Here is a 17,743-nt window from a genome sequence, read left to right on the forward strand (position 1 = left end):
GAGCATATGCGGTCGGCTGGTCAGCCCTTCTTGTCCACCCTGACGAGCTGGCCGAAGGCCACGGAGCGGTCCGGGGAGTGGAAGAGGTCCTGGCAGGTGGTGAGGGTGATGACGGACTTGGTCGGGGTCTCCCGGGGTTTGCCGGGGACGGGCTCGAGGACCCAGGTGTCCGTCGGCTTGACGGTGAGGTCGCGCGGGGATGCGTCGAGCTCGTAGGTGTAGATGGCGTCGGCGGTCTCGACGATCACCTGGTCGCCCTTGCGGAGGTCGAGCAACTTGCCGAACGGCGAACCATGCGTGACCCGGTGCCCCGCGACCGCGAAGTTGCCCGGCTCCCCTGGCAACTGGGTCCGCGGGTAGTGGCCGATGCCGCGGGTCAGGTCGTTCTTCCCGACGCCTTCGACGACAGGTCTCTGCCAGTCCTTGCCGAATCTCGGGATCCGCAGCAGCACGAGCGGCGTACCGGCCGTTGTCGTCGTCTTTGCAGGCGCCTTCCACTGGTCGCGGAGGCGGGTCTCGGCCTGGTCCATCCGGTGGTTCGAGGTCAGCGCGGTCCCGAAGTACTGCCAGCCCGCCCAGCCGAGCAATCCGAGCCCGGCCAGCAACAGGACGACGCCCAACCTCCGTACTGCGCCCCGTGACATGGCCACAAGTATGCAGATCAACTGAACAGGCTGTGTACGACGTGTCGATGGACGCCGGTGGTTGCCGGGGACGACGATGAGGAGGGCAATCGTCTGAGGAGGTATGCGGTGTTGGCGCTGGTCAAGGCCGAGAGCAGGCCGGGGCTGTGGCTGCAGGAGGTCCCGGAGCCGGAGATCGAGGCGGACGAGGTCCTGATCAAGGTGCTCCGGACCGGACTCTGCGGCACCGATCTGCACATCCAGAACTGGGATCACTGGGCCCAGAAGAACGTGCCGGTTCCGATGGTCACCGGGCACGAGTTCTGCGGCGAGGTGGTCGAGATCGGTGCCGGTGTCCGCGACGTCGCGGTCGGTGACATCGTCAGCGGCGAGGGCCACCTGGTCTGCGGCCGCTGCCGGAACTGCCGCGCGGGCCGGCGCCACCTGTGCATCGAGACGCGCGGGCTCGGAGTACACGTGTCCGGCGCGTTCGCGGAGTACGTGAAGCTGCCGTCGCTGAACGTCTGGGTGCACCGGGATCCGGTGGATCTCGACGTCGCCGCGATCTTCGATCCGTTCGGTAACGCGGTGCACACCGCCCTGTCGTTCCCGGTCGTCGGTGAGGACGTGCTGATCACAGGCGCCGGGCCGATCGGGATCATGGCCGCGGCCGTCGCCCTGCACGCGGGTGCGCGCAACGTGGTGATCACCGATCTGTCGGACTACCGGCTGGAACTGGCGCGGAAGATCGGCGTCACCCATGCCGTGAACGTGCGTGAACAGACCATCGCCGACGCCCAGTTGGACCTCAACATGCGGGAGGGGTTCGACGTCGGGATGGAGATGTCCGGCCAGCCGGTGGCGCTGCGCGACATGCTCGCGAACATGAACCACGGCGGCAAGATCGCCATGCTCGGCCTGCCCGCCGACGAGATCGCGATCGACTGGGGCACGGTGGTGCTCAACATGCTGACGATCAAGGGCATCTACGGCCGGGAGATGTTCGAGACCTGGTACTCGATGTCCGTGATGCTGGAGCGCGGCCTGGACCTCGGCCCGGTGATCACCCACCGGTTCGGGTACGCCGACTTCGAGCAGGCCTTCGACACCGCCCGCCACGGGCAGTGCGGCAAGGTCATCCTGGACTGGACCCACGCCACCTTGGAGGAGAAGCACTGATGTTCGGGCGGATGCGCGACGACCTGACCACCACCATCGGCGAGATCCGCGACGCGGGTCTGTACAAGTCCGAGCGGGTGATCACGTCACCGCAGAACGCGGGGATCTCCGTTGCCGGCGGCAAGCAAGTGCTCAACTTCTGCGCCAACAACTACCTCGGTCTGGCCGACCACCCAGAGGTGGTCGCGGCAGCCAAGTCGGCGCTGGACGAGTGGGGCTTCGGGATGGCCTCGGTCCGGTTCATCTGCGGAACCCAGCAGATCCACAAGCAGCTGGAAGATGCCTTGAGCAACTTCCTGGGCCAGGAGGACACCATCCTCTACAGCTCCTGCTTCGACGCGAACGGCGGGTTGTTCGAGACCTTGCTCGGCGCCGAGGACGCGGTCATCTCCGACGAGCTGAACCACGCCAGCATCATCGACGGCATCCGGCTGTCCAAGGCGAAGCGGTACCGCTACAAGAACCGCGACATGGCCGACCTCGAGGCCCAGCTGAAGGACGCGGCCGACGCGCGGTACCGCCTGATCGCGACCGACGGCGTGTTCTCGATGGACGGGTACGTCGCGCCGCTGGACGAGATCTGCGAGCTGGCCGAGCGGTACGACGCGCTGGTGATGGTGGACGACTCCCACGCCGTGGGATTCGTCGGACCGGATGGTGGCGGCACACCCTCGCTCTTCGGCGTGAAGGACCGGGTGGACGTCCTCACCGGCACCCTGGGCAAGGCGCTCGGCGGCGCGTCCGGTGGTTACGTCTCGGGCCGGCGCGAGATCGTCGAGCTGCTCCGCCAGCGTTCCCGGCCGTACCTGTTCTCCAACTCGCTGGCTCCCGCGGTGACGGCCGCCTCGCTGAAGGCGCTGGAGCTGATCGGTGGATCGTCCGACCTGCGCGACAAGCTCGCCGCCAACACGAAGCTGTTCCGGGCGAAGATGACCGAGGCCGGGTTCGACGTATTGCCGGGCGACCACCCGATCTCGCCGGTGATGATCGGTGACGCCGCCGAAGCCGGCCGCCTCGCGGACAAGCTCCTCGAGCTCGGCGTCTATGTCATCGGCTTCTCGTACCCGGTCGTCCCGCACGGCAAGGCCCGCATCCGCACCCAACTCTCCGCCGCCCACTCCACCGAGGACGTCGAGCACGCCGTCGCCGCCTTCATCCAGGCCCGCGCCGCCCTCAGCTGACTCCTTGCGTCCGAAGAGGTGGGGGGCCTGCCCCGCGCTTCCTCGGACGCAAGGACTTTGTCGGTCAGTGACGGCAGGATGTGCGCATGACCACCTTCAGTCCGCGGGCCATCAATCGGGCGACGTTGGCGCGGCAGATGTTGTTGGAGCGGGTCGGCGCGTCGCCGGTGGAGGCTGTCGGGCGCCTGGCCGGGATGCAGGGTCAGGAGCCGAAGCATCCGTACGTCGGGCTGTGGTCGCGGCTGGAGTCCTTTGACGACGACCAGCTGACTCAGGCGATCGAGGATCGCGAGGTGGTCCGGGCAACCATGTTCCGGGGCACCCTGCACCTGCTCACGGCTGCGGACTACCTGCGGTTCCGGAGCACTCTGAGCCCTGTGCTGGAGGCCGGGCTCAAGATGCTCGGGGATCGAGCCGCGGGGCTGGAGCCGGAAAAGGTGGTCGCGGCCGCGCGGAAGTTGCTCGCGGAGGAGCCGCTGACCTTCACCGAGGTGCGGGATGCGCTGATCAAGGAGTTCCCCGAGGTGAACGACCGGGCGCTCGGGTTCACCACGCGGATGATGGTGCCGCTGGTGATGTTCCCGTCCGACACCCGGTGGGCCTGGACCGCGAACGCCCGGTTCACTCCGGCCGAGGGATGGCTCGGGACGAAGGTCCACCGAAGCGCAGTACCGCAGGAGTTGGTACTGCGGTATCTCGCGGCCTTCGGGCCTGCCACGCCGACGGACTTCCAGACCTGGTCCGGATTGCCCAAGGCGAAGCCGCTCTTCGATCAACTCGAGCTCGAGCAGTTCACCGACGAGACCGGCAAGGCGCTGTACGACGTACCGGACGGGCCGCGGCCTGATCCGGACACTCCCGCGCCGGTGCGGTTCCTGCCCGAGTTCGACAACCTGCTGCTCGCCCACGCGAAACGCGAGCGGATCATCGCCGACGAACACCGGCCGGCCGTGTTCACGAAGAACCTCCGGGTGAAGTCGACGTACACGGTCGACGGGCTCGTCGCCGGCCTGTGGACGACCGAGAAGAAGCGCGGTGTGGCAACCCTCACCCTCACCCCGTTCGGGCGGACCTTGAAGAAGACGACCGCCGAACTCGAGCGTGAGGGGACCGCGTTGCTGCGGTTCCTGGAGCCGGATGCGAAAACGTACGAGGTGGTTACGGCGGGTGAATGAGGTTGTTGTCACACGTCAGATGACTGGGCTAGAGCCCCGCAGACCAGTGGAATAGACAGATGAGCACAGTCCCCACCATCACCCTGGACAACGGCGTCGAGATCCCGCAGCTGGGCCTGGGGGTCTGGCAGATCGAGGATCATCTCGTCACCGAGGTCGTCGCCTCGGCCTTCGCGGCGGGCTACCGGCATGTCGACACCGCCGCCGTCTACGGCAACGAGGCCGGCGTCGGCCGCGCGATCGCCGCCGCGGAACTGCCGCGCGACGAGCTCTTCATCACCACCAAGGTCTGGAACAACGACCAGGGGTACGACTCGACCCTGAAGGCGTTCGACACCAGCATGGCCAAGCTCGGCCTGGACTACCTGGACCTGTACCTGATCCACTGGCAGTCGCTGAAGCAGGACAAGTACGTCGACACCTGGAAGGCGTTCGAGCAGTTGTACGCCGACAAGCGGGTGCGGGCGATCGGTGTGTCGAACTTCCACCTCCCCGCGCTGCAGAGGTTGTTCGAGGAGACCGACCTGCGCCCGACGGTGAACCAGATCGAGCTGCACCCGGCCCTCCCGCAGGACGAGCTGCGCGCGTTCAACGCGGAGAACGACATCGTCACCGAGGCCTGGAGCCCGCTGGCGCAGGGTGAGCTGCTGACCCACCAGACGCTGAAGTCGCTCGCGGGCAAGCATGGCAAGACCCCGGCGCAGGTCGTGATCCGCTGGCACCTGCAGCTCGGCAACGTGGTGATCCCGAAGTCCAAGACGCCGAGCCGGATCGTGGAGAACATCGACGTCTTCGACTTCGAGCTCGACAACGAGGACATGGCCGCGATCGCCGACCTCGAGACCGGCGTCCGCACCGGCGGGGATCCGGACCACTTCGGCTGATCTCACCAGCTCGGGCCAGGCTGATCAGGCCAGCTGGAGGAATCTCTCCAGCACGGGTGAAGCGTTGTCCGGCGACCACGCAAGTAGGAGCTGCCATGGCGGCAGGTCGTCGGACAACTGGCGGTAGACCACGGCCCGCGGATCGATCGGTGGGGTCAGCGCGATCAGCAACGACACCCCGAGGCCCGCGGCGACCAGCGACACGATCGTCTGCACGTCGGCGCCCTCTTGCACGATCCTCGGCGCGAACCCGGCCGCCTTGCAGTAACCGACGATCGCATCGTGGACGGACGGTCCGGTGGATCTGGTGTAGATCACGAAGGATTCGTCGGCCAGGTCCGCAAGGGCGATCCGCTGCCGGTCCGCCAGCCGATGGCCGGCCGGGAGCGCGACCACGAGTGGATCCTCTGACATCACCCGCGTCGACAGTCCCGGCTCCGGCGCCGGCAACCGCAGCAGGCCGACATCGATCCGGCCGTCGAGCAACGCCTCGGTCTGCCGGATCGTCGTCAGCGTCTCCAGGTCCAGCACGATCTCCGGGTAGGCCTTCCGGAATGCGCCGAGCAGTCGGGGAAGCACCTGGAACGTCGCGGACTGTACGAACCTGAGCCGCAGAGTTCCCAGCTCGCCCCGCTGCGTCCGCTGGGCGTCGCGGACGGCCTCCTCCGCCCGGCGAAGCAACTCCTTGGCGTCGGCCAGGAAGCTCTCCCCCGCGGTCGTCAGCACGAACCGCCGCTTCACCCGGGCGAACAGTTCGACGCCGAGATCGCGTTCGAGTGCCGCGATCTGCCGGCTCAGCGTGGGCTGGGTGAGATGCAGCCTGGCCGCCGCGCGGCCCACGTTCAACTCCTCGGCGACCACCACGAACGACTCCAGTTGGCGCAGCTCCATGACAACATCATGCGTCAGGCGAATCAACTATGCCCACAAGTTTCATTGGACGTATCAAGCCGTTGGTTCTTACGGTCGAGGAGACGAAAGGAACCAACGATGTACCTCTTCCCCATCACCGTGATCCACAAGGTTGCCGAGGAGTCCAGGTCAGGGATGGCCTACGCCCCGGTCGTTCCCTATCCGGAGCCTCGCCGGCGATGGTGGTCCGCCAGGCCAAGGCTGACTCAGAAGGTGATGCGACCGGCGTGCGAAGCTGAGCCCTGTGATCGAAGTGCGAAGGTTGCGGGTGTTGCGGGCGCTTGCTGACCACGGCACCGTGACGGCGGCCGCCGAGGTGCTCCACCTGACCCCGTCGGCCGTCTCCCAGCAACTGGCAGCGCTGGAGTCCGAGGTCGGCCAGGAGTTACTGGAACGCCGCGGCCGCCGGGTTGCGATCACCTCGGCGGGCCGGTTGCTGCTGAGCCACGCGGATTCCATCCTGGCCGAGGTCGAACGCGCCGAGGAAGCCATGCGGCTGCACGCCGACGGCGCGACCGGCGAGATCCGCGTCGCCGCCTTCGCGACCGCCATCACGTTGCTGGTGGCACCTTCCTTGACCAGCCTCCGATTGAGTACGCCGGGCCTGCGCCTCGTAGTACGGGATGCCGAAGGGCACCAGGGGATCACGCAGTTGCTCGACGGCGAGGTGGAGCTCGCGATCGCTGTCGAGCATCGCGGATCGCCGAGGTCCGACGACGAACGGTTGACCCGAATCCCCTTGTACGCCGAGCCTTTCGTGGCGCTACTGCCCGCCGAGCATCCAGCCGCGGCGGCCGAATCGGTGGACCTGGCCGCGTTGTCGGGCGACGACTGGGTGACGCCGTCGGTCGGGAACCCGGTCCGCGATGTGGTGCTGCTGGCGTGTGAGCAGGCCGGGTTCCAGCCGCGGATCGTGCACTGCTCGGACGACTTCCGCTCAGTCGCCGCCCTCGTCGCCGCCGGCGCGGGAGTCGCCCTGATGCCCCGCCTCGCCCTCCGCGACAGCAACCCCGGTACTGCGGTGATCCGCCCCCTCGGCGACCCCGCTCCCACCCGCCGCGTCTTCGCCGCCACCCGCACCAGCCGAGCCGACCACCCCCTGGTCGCCGCCACCATCACCGCCCTCGTAGAAGCCGCCGAAAAACTCTGATTGCGTCCGAAGGGGCGCGGGGCCCACCCCACGGCGACTCGGACGCAAGGAAACCCTCGTGGGGTCGTGTCCGCCTGCGTCCGAACGGACGCGGGGCCCACCCCACGGCGACTCGGACGCAAGGAAACCCTCGTGGGGTCGTGTCCGCCTGCGTCCGAACGGGCGCGGGGCCTGCCCCACGGCGACTCGGACGCAAGGAAACCCTCGTGGGGTCGTGTCGACTTGCGTCCGAACGGGCGCGGGGCCCACCCCACGGCGACTCGGACGCAAGGAAACCCTCGTAGGTGGTGTTGGCGGCGAGGACGTCGGGGAGCTTGGCCTTGGCCGACAACTGGATGGTCGGTGGTCAGCCCAGGTGGGCCGCGGCCGAGCGGGCGATTCGCTCGAAGTTGGCGGGCTTGACGCCCCTGCCCGTCTCACGGAAGGCGATGACGCTGACCACCGTGCCATCCAGCGTCACGGCGTACGGGAAGCCGCCGTCCTCGCTGCCCGGGTCGGACGGCAGCGGGTAGTCGTACCAGCGCAGGATCGAGGTCGCGTCGCCGAGCACGATGGTGCGGTTCTCGGTCAGCTTGCGCGCGTGCGTCGGCGCGGGCCTCGCTGCCTTGCAGGACTTGATCGTCGTCACGATCGACTCGTACGCCGCTTTGGCCGCGGCCGGGTCCTTGTACCGGGTGAGCCACTGCCCGCCGGATGCGTCGAGGCCGTTCGAGAAGTTCCGGCTCAGGCTGCCCGCGACGCTGTCACCGCGGGTCGAGAAACGTCCGCAGATCGGCGTACTGGCGCTTCCGCTGGTGGCCTCCCAGTGCCGGTTCGGGTCAGCCTTGGCGACCTCCGTCCCGGTGAGCAGTATCGACGTGACCAGCCGCTTGATTGGCGTCGGGGTGGCCGCGGGAGCGGTCCGGGTCGGCGTCGGCGTGGCCCGGCCCAGGGTCTGCGTCGGCCCGGTACTGGGTGTGCTCGAAGTACTGGGTGTGCTCGAAGGCGTGGCGGTTGGCGTAGCGCTGGGCGTTTCGGTGGACACGGGCGTAGTTGTGGCGTCGCCCCCGGTCGGCTTCGCGTCATTGCCGCAGGCGACCAGCAACAGCCCCATCGTCGCCGCCCCGGCGGTCGCGGCCAGGCGTGCCTGCTTCCATCCCCGTGTGCACATCTCCGTCAACCTTCTCTGCAGGTGTCTTCGTCTGATGGACGCTAGCGAGACCTGATCGGTTGGAACGGGATATCCACGCGGAAACCGCGTTCGGTTCTCAGTTGGCGATCAGGACGGTCGAGCCGATCACGGTGTCGTCGGCGGCCGCGGTGAGCAAGTACGTCGCGGCGTCTGCCCGGGTGATGCTGAACCCACCGGGCACCGTGCGTTCCTTCTTGCTCCGGATCTTGGCCTTGGCCGACGCGTTCGTGAGCCGCGGCGGGCACACGATCGTCGCATCGAGGTCCGCCTTCTTCACCTGCGTCTCCATCTCGCGCGCATCGGCGAACGAGTGCCGCAGGATCCGCCCGAGGACAGGCTTGACCACGAACCGCGTGAAGGGATCGTCGCCCGCCGAATGGATCCCGGCCACGCTCACGACCACCAACCGCCGCACCCCTGACTCCATCGCCTGCATGATGCTCTGGGTTCCCCTGGTCATGACGGTGGTCGGGCCGGTACCGCGGGGACCGAGGGCCGAGACGACGGCATCGCGTCCGACGATCGCGGGGGCTATGGCTTCGGGATCCATGACGTCGGCGACCACCACTTCGAGTGACGGGTGCGGGTCGACCGCCAGGTTGGAGGTCTGCCGAACGACTGCCGTGATGTGGTGACCGGCGGCGAGTCCCTGCCGGACCACCTCGGTCCCGATGCCGCCTGAGGCCCCGAAGACGGTCAACTTCATCGCGCGCTCCCTCGTTGGTTAGTAAACACTCACTAACCATGGTTAGTGAACACTCACCAACCTGTCAAGGTAGGCTCCGTTCCCTGACTGTTGCTGATCGGCGCGGGAGGAGCGGGATGGGTACCAGGGACGAGATCCTCGACGCGGCCGCTGAGGTGATGCGAACCCAGGGTTTCGCGAAGGCGACGACCAAGTCGATCGCCCAGGTCGCCGGGTACTCCGAAGCCGCGCTCTACAAGCACTTCGATGACAAGGCGGCGATCCTGCTCGGGGTCCTGCACGAGCGACTTCCCGACCTCGCCGTCACCTTGCAAGGGCTGATCGCCAGCGCCGGCGGCAGTACGGTCCGGGCGAATCTGACCCGGTTGGCGCGCACCGCGATCGACTTCTACGTCGAGGGTTTCCCGATCCTGGTGTCGCTGTTCTCGTCGCAGAGCCTGCTGACCGCGCACCGGCGCCGGATGGCGGAATTGAACGCGGGACCGCACAAGGCGCAGGAGGGCCTGGTCGTCTATCTGCGGGCCGAGCAACGGCTGGGCCGGATCCGCCGGGGGGTGGATCTCGAGGCAGCTGCCGCGCTGCTGTTCGGTGCGTGCTTCCAGCGCGGGTTCGAGGTCAACTTCAACCAGCTCACCCCGGCGGCAGAAGAGGTCGACGCCTTCGCGACTGCCCTGGTGAAGACCCTGTACGACGCCCTCCGCCCGGCGAACTGAGCGCCGGGTCGACGCCCACCCCGACCGCCTGGTCCCGCTGGTACGGCGGGTCAGGCGCGGCGCCCCGCAGTACGGGCTGTGTCGCCGGACGCAGTACGGACTGCGCCGCCGGACGCAGTACAGCGGGTCAGGCGCGGCGGCGGCCGTCGAGGCCTACGGTGGAGAGGCGGGCGATGAGGGTGCGGGGGATGTAGCGGACGGCGGCGACGATGATCTTGTAGCGCCGGCTCGGGATCGAGATCGCCTTGCCACGCATCAGGTCGGACCAGGCCTCGTCGACCAGCCGGGTCGCATCCAGCCAAAGGAACGACGGGATGATCGTCTTGTCCATCCCCATCCGCTCGTGGAACTCGGTGTGCACGAAGCCGGGGCACAACGCCATCACCGCGACACCCTTGGAGTGCAGCTCGATCGCGAGGCCGGCGGAGAAGTTCGTCACCCACGACTTGTGCGCGCTGTAGCTGCCGCGCTGGAAGAACCCCGCCACCGATGACACGTTGATCACCGCGCCGGAACCACGCTCGATCATCGGCAGCACGGCCGCATGGGTGAGCCGCAGGACCGCCCGCACCAGGAGGTCGAGCTGCTCCTCCTCCTGCTCGACCGTGTTCGCCCAGAACGGCTTCTTCTGACCGAAGCCGGCGTTGTTCACCAGTACTTCGATCGGGCCGGACTTGAATCGCTGCTCGACCAGTGCCAGTTGCTCCGGATCGGTCAGATCAGCGGCGAGGATCTCGCACGACACCCCGTGCAGCCGGCCGATCTCGGCGGCGGTCTCCTTCAGCCGACCCTCGTCCCGCGCGACCAGGACCAGGTCATACCCGTCGATCGCCAGCTTGTCAGCGAACGCCCGGCCGATCCCGGCCGTAGGTCCAGTGATGAGCGCAGTCGCCACAGCTTCCCAGCCTCCAGTCGATACCGGTCCCGTCGGTGACAACCCCAGTCTGTCACTACCCTGAACTGATGCTCACAGACATCGACACCTGGGTTCTGGATCTGGACAACACCCTCTACCCGCCGTCGACCGGCCTGGCCGACCAGCTGAACACCCGGATCCGCGAGTACCTTCGCGACTTCTTCGACACCGACGACGACGGCGCCCGCCGGCTCCAGTCCAGCCTCATCGCCCGACACGGCACAACCCTGCGCGGGCTGATGACGACGCAGGGCATCGATCCGGCCGACTACCTCGCCTTCGAGCACCGCATCGACTACTCGGTACTGCGTCCCGACCCGTCGCTGGCCCGGGCGATCGCGGCGTTGCCGGGGCGCAAGTTCGTCTTCACCAACGGGTCCGCCTACCACGTCGAGCAGGCGCTGCCGCGGCTCGGACTGGCCGAGCTCTTCGACGGGTCGTTCGACATCATCGCGGGCGGGCTGATGCCGAAGCCGTACCCGGAGAGCTACCAGAGGTTCGTCGAGCGGTTTTCCATCGACGCTTCGCGGGCGGCGATGTTCGACGATCTCGCGCACAACCTCGTCGTACCCAGACAGTTGGGGATGGCAACGATCTGGGTCACGTCAGCCGCGCCGGGTGACGTCGAACCACCCCGGCCCGGCGACCCGCAGTACCAGGTCATCGGGCCGGGACAGCTACGGACGTGGGATCTGGCTGCCTTCCTGCACTGCCTTGAAGGGCTGGCCTTCACTCCTTGACGGCACCGGCGGTGAGGCCTTCGACGATGTAGCGGCTGGCGAAGGCGAACAGGACCATCGTGGGCACGATGCTGAGCACGGCGGCGGCCGACATCGAGCCCCAGTCGATGTTGTAGCTGCTGATGAACCCGTTCAGCGCGGCCGGGATCGTCTTGTTGCTGTCGCTGTTCATCAACGTGACCGACAGGAACAGCTCGTTCCAGCAGTTGACGAAGTTGAAGATGTAGGACGCCGCGAGGCCCGGCGTCATCACCGGCACGAGCACCCGGAACAACGCGGACAAGCGCGAGCAACCGTCCACCATCGCGGCTTCCTCGAGTGAAGCCGGCACGTTCTCGAAGAACCCGCGCAGCATCACCGTGCACAGCGGGATCGAGACCGCGACGTACACGAGGATCAGGCCGAAGCGGTTGTCGACCAGGTAGAGCTTCGTCATCAGGATGTAGAGCGATCCGAGCGCGATGAAGCCCGGGATCATCTGGGTGACCAGGAAGGCGCCCATCACGGCGCCCTTGGAGACGAACTCGAACCGCGCCAGCACGTACGCCGACAGCAGGGAGATCACCGTGGCGAGTGCTGCGGCGACTGTCGACACGATCAGGCTGTTCACGAGGAAGACAGCGAAGTTCGACTGGCCGAAGAGGCCGCGGTAGTTCTCCAAGGAGAAGTCGCTCGGCCAGTACTTCAGCGGGTAGGCGAAGATCGAGCCCGGGTCCTTGAACGACGTGACCAGGATCCAGTACAGCGGGAAAACCGTGAACAGCAGGCAGATGCCCAGCCCGCCGAACCTCGCGATGCGCCCGGCCAGCGTCTCGTTGCGGATCATGCGGCCGCCTTCCGACGCGTAGTACGGGGTGTGCGTTGCCTGATCGCGAGCAGGTAGAAGATCGCGAACACCATCAGCACGAACACCACCATCACGCCCATCGCCGACGCACGGCCGTAGTCGCCCTCCTGGGTCACCTGGATCATGTACGACGTGACGATGTGCGTCTCGTTCGCCGGACCACCACCGGTCATCCCGAAGATCAGCTCGGGTGAGTTGAAGATCCAGATCACCCGCAGCAGGACCGTCAGCGCCAGCGTCGTCCGGATCGACGGGATGGTGATGCTGAACAAGGTCCGCACCTTGCCGGCACCGTCGATCGCCGACGCCTCGTAGAGCTCGTCCGGCACGGACTGCAGCGCGGCCAGGATCATGATCGCGAAGAAGGTGACGCCGTACCAGACGTTCGCGATGATCACCGCGACCATCGCGTACTTCGCGTCCGCCAGCCACGGCACCGGGGTGTCGATCAGGTGCGTCTTCATCAGCAGGTCGTTCACGACGCCGAACTCGCCGTTGAACATCCAGCGGAACAGGATCCCGATCAGGAAGCCCGAGACCGCCCACGGGAAGAACACCAGCGCCTGGTAGGTGCCGCGGAATCGGAACTTGCGGCGCAACCACAACGCCATCGTGAAGCCGATCAGGAACTGCGGCACCAGCGAACCGACGACCCATACGACCGAGTTGCGGACTGTGCCGCGGAACATCTCGTCGTGCAGCAGCGTGCGGAAGTTCTGCAGCCCGACCCACGAGGTGTCCGACAGGTCGTTCAGGTTGTAGTTGCGGAACGCCATCTGGATGCCGTTCAGCAACGGGTAGTAGGTGAACAACCCGACGAACACGATCGCGGGCGTCATGAAGGCGAGCAGGATGAGCGCGGTGCGACCGGTGAACTGGCGCCTGCGCGTCACCGGCCGCCTCGCCGCGGGTTTCAGGTCCGGGCGATGTGCCTGGGTGACAACCATCGGATCAGTTCCCGGCCCACTTCTTCGTCCAGTACTCGTCCCAGCTCTTCAGGATCTCGGCGGGCTGCGCCTTCCCGGTGATCAGCTTCTGCACGTCGGCGTCGGACTTGTTGCCCCACTCGGTCGACCACGGCACCCCGCGCGGCTGGGTCACCACGATGTAGGTGTCCGGCGAGGCGTTCATCGCGACGTACGACGCCCAGGGGCCGTCCTTGAAGTACGGGTCGTCCGCGGCGCTCTTGAGGATCGGGACCAGGCTGTTCTCCTTGGAGAACGTCATCGCCGCATCGCCGGAGGTGAGGAACTTGACCAGCTTCACGGCTTCCGCCTTGTGCTCACTGCCTGCCGCGACACCCCAGCCCGCGTTGGCGAGAGGCTGCGCCGCCTTGCCGGTCGGGCCGACGGGAAGAGGCGCAGTACCCCACTGGTCTTCCTTGATCGTCTTGGACTCCTTCACCGTGGCGATCACCTCCGGGTCCTGCAGCAGGAACCCGGTCGTGCCGGAGGTGAAGCCCTGCACCATCTCGGGATATCCCCAGCTGACCGAGGAGGGAGGCGATGCGCTCTTGAAGAGATCGACGTACACGTTGAGCGCGTCGACGGCCTTCGGCGACGAGAAGATGGTCTTGCCGTTGGTGAGCTTGAAAGCGTTGTCGTGGTTGAGCTCGTCGATCACGTAGCCCGAGATGATCGCGACCGCGTTGCCGCCGGCGCCGAGGCCGCCGCGGAACGAGTAGCCGTACCGGTTCTTCGACGGGTCGTTGATCTTCTTCGCCTGCTCGACCATGTCGGCCCAGCTCTTCGGCGGTCCGCTGAACCCGGCCTGCTGGACCATGTCCTTGCGATAGAACAGCGAGAGACCGTAGAAGCCGTACGGGACCATGTACGACTTGCCGCCCTGCTGGGTGACCTTCAGCGCGTTCGGGGTGAGCGCGTCCAGACCTTCCCAACCCTTGAGGTCGGGGGCCATGTCGTAGATCCACTTGTTGGTGGAGAACGGGCCGACGGTGGTGTCGCGGACCTCCAGCACGTCCACGCCCTTGCCGGACTGGAGCATCTGCTGGATCTTCTGGTCCGCCTGGTTGGTCGGCGGGGAGATGAGCTGAACCTTGATGCCGGAGTTCTTCGCCTCGAAGTCGGCGATCAGCTTCTTCAGCAGCGCGGTCCGGGTCGGGTTGGTCAGGCTCTCGACCATCTGGAGCTTGACCTCGCCGCTCGCCTTCTCGGCCGGACCGGGACCGCAGGCCGTCAGCAGCAGCGCGGCGGAGGCGGTCGCGGCGACCAGAGGTGCGAACATCTTCAGGGGTCGGTGGCGCATGGCACTTCTCCTCAGGGGATCGGCCAGGGAACGGTGGACAAGGGGACGGGGCAGAGGTACGGGCCGGGGACATCGGCGCCGAGGAGTTCGGGGGCCCGGGTGTGGGCCGGCGCAAGATCAGGGGGTGGACCAGGGGTGTGGTTCAGTTGCCGAGTTTGCTCTGACATCAGATGAGTTGTTCAACCGGTCCCGGCAGACTATCGACGATTGCGCGGAAACGACAAGGACCAATGAGGGAACTGGCCGCAAGTGGTCTGAGGACTTACCCTCGGAGTCTGCACTAGGGAGGTATTCGATGGCAGCTACGGACAAGGCCCTCGCCGGCCTGCGGCAGATGATCGCGTCCGGTGAGCTGGGGCCCGGCGCCAAGTTCCCGCCGGAGCCGGAGCTCTGCGACCACCTGGGCGTGTCCCGCAGTTCCCTGCGCGAGGCGGCGCGGTCACTGGCCGCGCTCGGCGTGATCGAGTCACGGCACGGCTCGGGCACCTACGTGTCCGCGCTGGACCCGGCCGAGATCATCAGCCGGTTCTCGCTGTCCGTCGAGCTGATCCCTCTGGAAGGCGTTCTGCAGCTTCTCGAAGTACGCCGGGTGCTCGAGTCCCACGCGACCGCCTCGGCAGCCGCCCGGCAGGATCCGGAGTTGGAAGCGCGACTGGGCGACATCCTCGATCGGCTGGAGGCGACCACCGACGCGGCCGAGATCCAGGCGCTCGACGCCGAGTTCCACGGCGCGATCTGCACGGCCGGCGGCAACCCGACCGTCACCGCACTCACCGGCGTGATCCGTGGCCGTGGCGGGCACTACCGGATCTTCGAGCCCGGCGCGGATTTCGACGCCATCAAGCAGACGAGCGACCGCGGCCACCGGGCGATCCTCGCCGCCATCGCCGGCCGCGACCCCGCCGCCGCGGCGACCGCGGCCTCCGCCCACATCGCCCAGACCGAACTCTGGCTCCGAGCCCTCCGCCCCGAACCCCAGGTCGCGCTGGGCAACGACTGACCCGGCCCGCCACTCCGGCTAGATTAGGAATTTTCTTTCGCTTGTCGAGATCTTGCAGCGGATCGTCGGGATGCGTATCGTCCGGGCCCAAGCGGTGACGCCTGCCGCGCCTCGACGACGAGGCCCGGCCACTGATCCTGAGGGGATGTCGCCCGTGTCCCACAATCTCCTGTTCCGTCGTCGTCAGCTCGCGGTGACGAGTGTCGTCATCGGAGCCTTCCTGTCAGCGCCGGCTCTGTCCGCCGCCGCTCACCCGTCCGTCAGTCCGGCCGCTCATCCCAGCACCGCTGCGACCGCCGAGTCCGCGCCGGTGATCACCCGCGCCGGGCTCGATCCCGCGCTCGTCCAGGGGCGCGGAGCCACCGTCGCCTTCGTCGAGCAGGAGGCCGAGAACGCTGTCACCACCGGTCAGAAGATCGGACCCGGCCGCGAGGCCTACACGTTGCCCGCCGAGGCTTCGGGACGGACCGCGGTACGGCTGTCTGAAGCTGGGCAGTATGTCGAGTTCACGTTGTCGCGGCCAGCGAACGCGTTGACCTTGCGCTACAGCATTCCGGACGCGCCCGGCGGTGGTGGGTTGCGTGCGCCGCTCGACGTGACGGTCAACGGCAAGCGCAAGCAGACGATGACGCTGACCTCGGAGTATGCCTGGCTCTACGGCATGTATCCGTTCTCCAACGACCCGAACGTCGATCCGAACCCCGGTTGGTGGAAGCCAGAGCCCGACCCGGTGACGAAGCCGTTCCGCCCGAACCACTTCTACGACGAGCAGCGGTTGATGCTCGGCAAGACGTACGAGGCCGGCGACAAGGTCCGCTTCCAGCTCCCGGCGAACTCCCCGGCCTCCTGGTACGTGCTGGACGTGGCCGACTTCGAGCTCGTCGGCGCGCCCCTCGAACAGCCTGCGAGGTCCTTGTCCGTCAGGGCTTTCGGCGCGGACCCGACCGGCCGGTACGACGCGGCGCCCGCGCTCGAGCGAACCATCGCCGCGGCCAAGAAGCTCGGCTGGACCGTCTTCATCCCGCCGGGCACCTATCAGGTCAACCGGCACATCGTCGTCGACAAGGTCACCGTCCGGGGCGCCGGCAACTGGTGGACGATCATCAAGGGCTCGGTGCTCCCACTGGCTCAGCCCGCACCGGACAAGTCAGTGCACAGCGCGCCGGGCTTCTACGGGAAGTACGCGGCCGACGGCGGCAGCACCAAGGTGCACCTGTCCGATTTCGCGATCGAGAGCGACGTCCGCGAGCGGATCGACACCGACCAGGTGAACGGCATAGGCGGCGCGATCGGCGGCGGATCGACGATCCAGAACCTCTACCTGCACCACACCAAGGTCGGCATCTGGCTGGACGGCCCCATGGACGGCCTGCTGATCCGCAACAACGTGATCACCGATGCCGTGGCGGACGGGATGAACCTGCACCTCGGCGTCTCGAACGTTCGCGCGACGAACAACTTCGTCCGCAACACCGGTGACGACGGACTCGCGATGTGGTCCGAGGCCAACCCCGACGGTCTGGCCAACCACAACAACGTCTACGACCACAACACCGTGCAGACCCCCGTGCTCGCGAACAACATCGCGATCTACGGCGGCCGCGACAACGCCGTGACGGACAACCTGGTCGCCGACCCGATCCGCGAGGGCAGCACGTTGCACGCCGGTTCCAGGTTCGGCTCGACGCCGTTCGAGGGAACCCTGTCGTTCGCGCGGAACACCACCGTCCGGGGCGGTCCCCGCGATCTCAACTGGGACATCGGCCTGGGTGCGATCTGGCTGTACGCGCTGCAGTCGAACATGGCCGGCAAGATCGACATCACCGACAGCTCGTTCCTCGACTCGACGTACAACGCGTTCATGTTCGTGGTCGACTGGCCGGTGAAGGACACCTACTCGCTGACGAACGTCGCCGTGCGCAACGTCAAGGTGGACGGTACGGGCACCAACGTGGTGAACGCCCGGGTCGGCGGCTGGGCCACCTTCGAGAACGTGGACGCCCGCAACGTGGGAGCGCCGTTCGTGAACAACTGCGGCACCTTCCACTTCACCGGTACGCCCGAGTTCGACGTCCGCCTCCTCAGCGGCAACGACGGCGGCTGGACCAACGCAACCTGGTGTGAGGACCGCCCGCCGGTGGTTCCCCCGCCGGCGCCGAGCGCCTGGAACTGAGTGCTACGGGCCGCGGGATCCCGGATGCCCCCGGGTTCCCGCGGCGGCTCGGCGGCGCGCAGTACGGGCCTGTGCTGGTGCGGGATCCGTTCCTGGTCGTCCCGGGCC

The 17,743-nt window shown here is 67.2% G+C and carries 17 protein-coding genes; 9 read left to right on the plus strand and 8 right to left on the minus strand.

Going from position 1 to position 17,743, the window contains the following annotated elements:
• Positions 1–20: 20 nt before the first annotated feature.
• The gene (locus ABD210_RS13735; RefSeq protein ID WP_344111615.1) at positions 21–644 is read right to left on the minus strand and encodes a class E sortase; all 624 of its coding nucleotides are present in this window, start codon (positions 642–644) and stop codon (positions 21–23) included.
• Positions 645–752: 108 nt separating this feature from the next.
• Between ABD210_RS13735 and tdh the strand changes: the two genes are divergently transcribed.
• The 4 genes from tdh to ABD210_RS13755 all read left to right on the plus strand — a co-directional run bounded on the left by tdh (position 753) and on the right by ABD210_RS13755 (position 5,042).
• Entirely contained in the window at positions 753–1,802 is a 1,050-nt protein-coding gene (tdh, locus tag ABD210_RS13740) for an L-threonine 3-dehydrogenase (RefSeq protein ID WP_344111616.1), read from the plus strand.
• Between the two features lie 11 nt (positions 1,803–1,813).
• The gene (locus tag ABD210_RS13745; RefSeq protein WP_344112055.1) at positions 1,814–2,983 is read left to right on the plus strand and encodes a glycine C-acetyltransferase; all 1,170 of its coding nucleotides are present in this window, start codon (positions 1,814–1,816) and stop codon (positions 2,981–2,983) included.
• 86 nt (positions 2,984–3,069) lie between these two features.
• Positions 3,070–4,158, plus strand: coding sequence for a winged helix DNA-binding domain-containing protein (locus ABD210_RS13750; RefSeq protein WP_344111618.1), 1,089 nt, complete (start codon positions 3,070–3,072; stop codon positions 4,156–4,158).
• Between the two features lie 59 nt (positions 4,159–4,217).
• Positions 4,218–5,042, plus strand: coding sequence for an aldo/keto reductase (locus ABD210_RS13755; RefSeq protein WP_344111619.1), 825 nt, complete (start codon positions 4,218–4,220; stop codon positions 5,040–5,042).
• Between the two features lie 24 nt (positions 5,043–5,066).
• Here the strand turns inward: ABD210_RS13755 and ABD210_RS13760 are convergent, their stop codons facing one another.
• Entirely contained in the window at positions 5,067–5,933 is an 867-nt protein-coding gene (locus tag ABD210_RS13760) for a LysR family transcriptional regulator (RefSeq protein WP_344111621.1), read from the minus strand.
• 265 nt (positions 5,934–6,198) lie between these two features.
• Between ABD210_RS13760 and ABD210_RS13765 the strand changes: the two genes are divergently transcribed.
• Positions 6,199–7,104 carry a LysR family transcriptional regulator gene (locus ABD210_RS13765; RefSeq protein WP_344111622.1) on the plus strand — a complete coding sequence of 302 codons (906 nt, stop codon included), beginning with the start codon at positions 6,199–6,201 and terminating at the stop codon, positions 7,102–7,104.
• 346 nt (positions 7,105–7,450) lie between these two features.
• Here ABD210_RS13765 and ABD210_RS13770 read toward each other — a convergent pair whose 3' ends face one another.
• Together ABD210_RS13770 and ABD210_RS13775 are read right to left on the minus strand one after the other, a co-directional pair.
• Positions 7,451–8,254, minus strand: coding sequence for a hypothetical protein (locus ABD210_RS13770; RefSeq protein ID WP_344111624.1), 804 nt, complete (start codon positions 8,252–8,254; stop codon positions 7,451–7,453).
• Positions 8,255–8,351: 97 nt separating this feature from the next.
• Positions 8,352–8,981, minus strand: coding sequence for an NAD(P)-dependent oxidoreductase (locus ABD210_RS13775; RefSeq protein WP_344111625.1), 630 nt, complete (start codon positions 8,979–8,981; stop codon positions 8,352–8,354).
• 116 nt (positions 8,982–9,097) lie between these two features.
• Between ABD210_RS13775 and ABD210_RS13780 the strand changes: the two genes are divergently transcribed.
• Entirely contained in the window at positions 9,098–9,694 is a 597-nt protein-coding gene (locus ABD210_RS13780; RefSeq protein WP_344111626.1) for a TetR/AcrR family transcriptional regulator, read from the plus strand.
• Between the two features lie 127 nt (positions 9,695–9,821).
• Here ABD210_RS13780 and ABD210_RS13785 read toward each other — a convergent pair whose 3' ends face one another.
• Complete coding sequence (locus tag ABD210_RS13785; RefSeq protein WP_344111627.1) at positions 9,822–10,589, minus strand: SDR family NAD(P)-dependent oxidoreductase; 768 nt, start codon at positions 10,587–10,589, stop codon at positions 9,822–9,824.
• A gap of 68 nt (positions 10,590–10,657) precedes the next feature.
• On the opposite strand from ABD210_RS13785, the gene ABD210_RS13790 reads away from it, so the two are divergent.
• A complete protein-coding gene (locus tag ABD210_RS13790) occupies positions 10,658–11,350 on the plus strand; it encodes a pyrimidine 5'-nucleotidase (RefSeq protein WP_344111629.1) in 693 nt (230 codons plus the stop codon).
• Here the strand turns inward: ABD210_RS13790 and ABD210_RS13795 are convergent.
• Genes ABD210_RS13795 through ABD210_RS13805 form a run of 3 tightly spaced genes read right to left on the minus strand, consistent with a single transcriptional unit; the run spans position 11,340 to position 14,462 of the window.
• Positions 11,340–12,176 carry a carbohydrate ABC transporter permease gene (locus ABD210_RS13795; protein WP_344111630.1) on the minus strand — a complete coding sequence of 279 codons (837 nt, stop codon included), beginning with the start codon at positions 12,174–12,176 and terminating at the stop codon, positions 11,340–11,342. The two genes, ABD210_RS13790 and ABD210_RS13795, sit on opposite strands and share 11 nt — an antisense overlap.
• A complete protein-coding gene (locus tag ABD210_RS13800) occupies positions 12,173–13,090 on the minus strand; it encodes a carbohydrate ABC transporter permease (RefSeq protein ID WP_344111632.1) in 918 nt (305 codons plus the stop codon). The genes ABD210_RS13795 and ABD210_RS13800 overlap by 4 nt, the downstream gene beginning before the upstream one ends.
• Before the next feature lie 58 nt (positions 13,091–13,148).
• Entirely contained in the window at positions 13,149–14,462 is a 1,314-nt protein-coding gene (locus ABD210_RS13805) for an ABC transporter substrate-binding protein (protein WP_344111633.1), read from the minus strand.
• A 295-nt stretch (positions 14,463–14,757) separates the two neighbouring features.
• Here ABD210_RS13805 and ABD210_RS13810 point away from each other — a divergent pair, with 295 nt between their 5' ends.
• Together ABD210_RS13810 and ABD210_RS13815 are read left to right on the plus strand one after the other, a co-directional pair.
• Positions 14,758–15,462 carry a FadR/GntR family transcriptional regulator gene (locus tag ABD210_RS13810; RefSeq protein WP_344111634.1) on the plus strand — a complete coding sequence of 235 codons (705 nt, stop codon included), beginning with the start codon at positions 14,758–14,760 and terminating at the stop codon, positions 15,460–15,462.
• A 145-nt stretch (positions 15,463–15,607) separates the two neighbouring features.
• Entirely contained in the window at positions 15,608–17,635 is a 2,028-nt protein-coding gene (locus tag ABD210_RS13815; RefSeq protein WP_344111635.1) for a glycosyl hydrolase family 28-related protein, read from the plus strand.
• Positions 17,636–17,743 lie beyond the last annotated feature (108 nt).

The sequence above is a fragment of the Kribbella alba genome, assembly GCF_039529635.1.
In the GTDB taxonomy this organism is placed as follows: domain Bacteria; phylum Actinomycetota; class Actinomycetes; order Propionibacteriales; family Kribbellaceae; genus Kribbella; species Kribbella alba.

Excerpts from the sequence above, each read along its gene's own strand:
- ABD210_RS13735 (WP_344111615.1), bottom strand. The coding sequence starts at position 644 with ATGTCACGGGGCGCAGTACGGAGGTTGGGCGTCGTCCTGTTGCTGGCC.
- ABD210_RS13745 (WP_344112055.1), top strand. The coding sequence starts at position 1,814 with ATGCGCGACGACCTGACCACCACCATCGGCGAGATCCGCGACGCGGGT.
- ABD210_RS13750 (WP_344111618.1), top strand. The coding sequence starts at position 3,070 with ATGACCACCTTCAGTCCGCGGGCCATCAATCGGGCGACGTTGGCGCGG.
- ABD210_RS13755 (WP_344111619.1), top strand. The coding sequence starts at position 4,218 with ATGAGCACAGTCCCCACCATCACCCTGGACAACGGCGTCGAGATCCCG.
- ABD210_RS13760 (WP_344111621.1), bottom strand. The coding sequence starts at position 5,933 with ATGGAGCTGCGCCAACTGGAGTCGTTCGTGGTGGTCGCCGAGGAGTTG.
- ABD210_RS13770 (WP_344111624.1), bottom strand. The coding sequence starts at position 8,254 with ATGTGCACACGGGGATGGAAGCAGGCACGCCTGGCCGCGACCGCCGGG.
- ABD210_RS13775 (WP_344111625.1), bottom strand. The coding sequence starts at position 8,981 with ATGAAGTTGACCGTCTTCGGGGCCTCAGGCGGCATCGGGACCGAGGTG.
- ABD210_RS13780 (WP_344111626.1), top strand. The coding sequence starts at position 9,098 with ATGGGTACCAGGGACGAGATCCTCGACGCGGCCGCTGAGGTGATGCGA.
- ABD210_RS13790 (WP_344111629.1), top strand. The coding sequence starts at position 10,658 with ATGCTCACAGACATCGACACCTGGGTTCTGGATCTGGACAACACCCTC.
- ABD210_RS13795 (WP_344111630.1), bottom strand. The coding sequence starts at position 12,176 with ATGATCCGCAACGAGACGCTGGCCGGGCGCATCGCGAGGTTCGGCGGG.
- ABD210_RS13805 (WP_344111633.1), bottom strand. The coding sequence starts at position 14,462 with ATGCGCCACCGACCCCTGAAGATGTTCGCACCTCTGGTCGCCGCGACC.
- ABD210_RS13810 (WP_344111634.1), top strand. The coding sequence starts at position 14,758 with ATGGCAGCTACGGACAAGGCCCTCGCCGGCCTGCGGCAGATGATCGCG.
- ABD210_RS13815 (WP_344111635.1), top strand. The coding sequence starts at position 15,608 with ATGTCGCCCGTGTCCCACAATCTCCTGTTCCGTCGTCGTCAGCTCGCG.